This is a genomic window from Citrobacter sp. wls619, from assembly GCF_005281345.1.
Lineage (GTDB): Bacteria > Pseudomonadota > Gammaproteobacteria > Enterobacterales > Enterobacteriaceae > Citrobacter.
In genome coordinates this window covers 1-2058 of record NZ_SZXJ01000097.1, presented here as the reverse complement: position 1 = coordinate 2058, position 2058 = coordinate 1, and the positions used below count along the sequence as shown (strand labels likewise).

3 protein-coding genes and 1 pseudogene are annotated in these 2058 nt (G+C 50.5%); 2 read left to right on the top strand and 2 right to left on the bottom strand.

The genetic code is table 11. The annotated features are described in order from the left end of the window. A partial coding sequence (locus tag FDX19_RS19920) for a phage tail protein (protein ID WP_137384072.1) occupies nucleotides 1-440 on the top strand: 440 nt, incomplete at its 5' end. Then, a complete protein-coding gene (locus FDX19_RS19915) occupies nucleotides 440-1039 on the top strand; it encodes a tail fiber assembly protein (protein ID WP_137384071.1) in 600 nt (199 codons plus the stop codon). The genes FDX19_RS19920 and FDX19_RS19915, both read left to right, overlap by 1 nt. On the opposite strand, the gene FDX19_RS19910 is transcribed toward FDX19_RS19915, so the two are convergent. Next, nucleotides 1011-1604, bottom strand: coding sequence for a tail fiber assembly protein (locus tag FDX19_RS19910; RefSeq protein ID WP_137384070.1), 594 nt, complete (start codon nucleotides 1602-1604; stop codon nucleotides 1011-1013). The genes FDX19_RS19915 and FDX19_RS19910 overlap by 29 nt on opposite strands. After that, nucleotides 1604-2058: pseudogene (locus FDX19_RS25530) on the bottom strand (phage tail protein); the annotation flags it as partial. The gene FDX19_RS19910 and the pseudogene FDX19_RS25530, both read right to left, overlap by 1 nt.

Here is a 2058-nt window from a genome sequence, read left to right as displayed (position 1 = left end):
TTGGTTTGGGAGATGGGTCAGCACTGCCCGTTGGCGTACCGGTTCCGTGGGCCCTTCCTAATCCCCCACAGGGCTGGCTGAAATATAACGGTGCGCCGTTCGATAAAATTATGTTCCCCAAGTTAGGTGCTATTTATCCATCCGGGATTTTGCCTGATTTACGAGGTGAATTTATTCGTGGCTGGGATGATGGCCGGGGTGTTGACAGTGGACGCACATTGCTGAGTGAGCAGGTAGCCTCATCCATTGGACGATACGTGTCAGGAACCAGCACCACAGGGGTGGTTGGTGCTACTGTTTATGATCCTGATGGGACTACCCCTGGAGACTCCAGCTGGGCTGGTGTTGCGACTGGGATGACTACCAAAACTATACAGCAGCAAAGAGATGCTGTGCGTCCGCGCAACATTGCATTCAACTACATCGTGAGGGCTGCGTAATGGCAAAAGCGATACTGAACAAATACGGTATTGCCACAGAAGCCGGCAATATTACGGTCTATAACTATGACAGCAAAACCCGGGAATACCTGTCATCAGCAGTTGAGTTTCTTGCGGTCGGGGTAGGTATTCCGGCTCATTCATGCACTGATGCTCCGGTAGAGAAAAAAGAAGGATTTGCCATCTGTCGTACAGCCAGCCTGGACGGTTGGGAATATATCACCGACCATCGGGGGGAGACTGTATACGATAAACAAACAGGCCAACCTGTCGAGCTAACGGCTTTGGGTGATTATCCCGACAGCGTGACCACCATTGCACCATCAACACTCTATGACAAATGGGATGGTTCTACGTGGGTTACAGATATAGATGCTAAAAATGATGCAGCCAGAGATGATTTTGAGCAGAAAAAGAAAGCACTACGCGCAATTGCTGATGCAGAAATGGACTGGTTGCAGGATGCTGTTGATGCAGGTATAGCGACGGAAGAAGAAACCGCCGCTTTAACTGAATGGAAGAAGTACCGTGTGATGTTGATGCGGATCGATACGTCAAAACCTGACTGGCCTAAACCTCCGGGGGAACAGGCCAGTTAACATGCCCAGGGGCGGTTGTCACATCGACCGCCTTAACCTTGTTTTTATAAGCCATCCACGCCGACAGTTTAGCTTTGTTGGCGTCGCTTATTTCACCCAGCATCAGCTCTGTTCGCCAGTCGAGCATTACTTTATCGGCACTGGCCAGCAAATGACTACGCTGTTTTTCAGCGTCAGCTATCGCCGCATTTCGCTGCGTGTCGGCATCTGTAACCCACTTGATGCCATCCCATTTATCATACTGAGTGGATGGCGCAACGGTTGTATAGCCTGAACGAATTTCCCCTATGTAGTCAACGAATTCCGGGGTTCTATCCACAGTCGAATAGACCGTAATGCCGCGATGGTCTGGCTGTTGTTCCCATCCAGTACCATTGAATACAGCTACAAATCCCGACCGTTTCTCTCCCGGATTGATATCCGTTGAATGCCCTGGCATGCTGACACCAGGATGAATAAATTCATCAGAGTACCCGCAGTATTCTCCCGTGGCTGCATCATAGTAAAAGCAGACGACATTTCCCGGCTCAATAGCCAGTCCATTTTCATCAAAAACAGGTTTCATTATTTTGCCCTCACCAGACAGTTAAATGCTATTGAGCGTGGTGCGGTTTCACCGGCGCCACCGCTCTGCGTTTTTGTAGATATTTTTGGGGTGGCCACATCATTTTCTACCGCGACCCAGGTAGAAGACGCATCGTCCACGCCAACAGCCATCCGTCCTGTCGGTAGAACGTGCGAGTGTGTAATAAGGCGTGAGTCTGCCCACCCCAGTAATGGCTGTACCGGGTTAACTCCGCGACCATCATCAAAAATACGAATAAACTCCCCCCGCATTTCAGGAATAATCAGGCCGGGCCACACCAGCGCCAGTTTTGGATACGTGGCGGCAGAGAATGAAGCGCCATTGGGTTTCAGGAATACCATATCCGACCATTCCGGCATGACCGTATTTGGCATTGCAGCCAATGGCCAGTAAAACGGGATTCCAATCGGGGGAGCTCCTGCTCCCAAACCAA

Bases quoted from the DNA above. Each gene is read 5' to 3' on its own strand.
- FDX19_RS19915 (WP_137384071.1), top strand. From the start codon at position 440: ATGGCAAAAGCGATACTGAACAAATACGGTATTGCCACAGAAGCCGGC.
- FDX19_RS19910 (WP_137384070.1), bottom strand. From the start codon at position 1,604: ATGAAACCTGTTTTTGATGAAAATGGACTGGCTATTGAGCCGGGAAAT.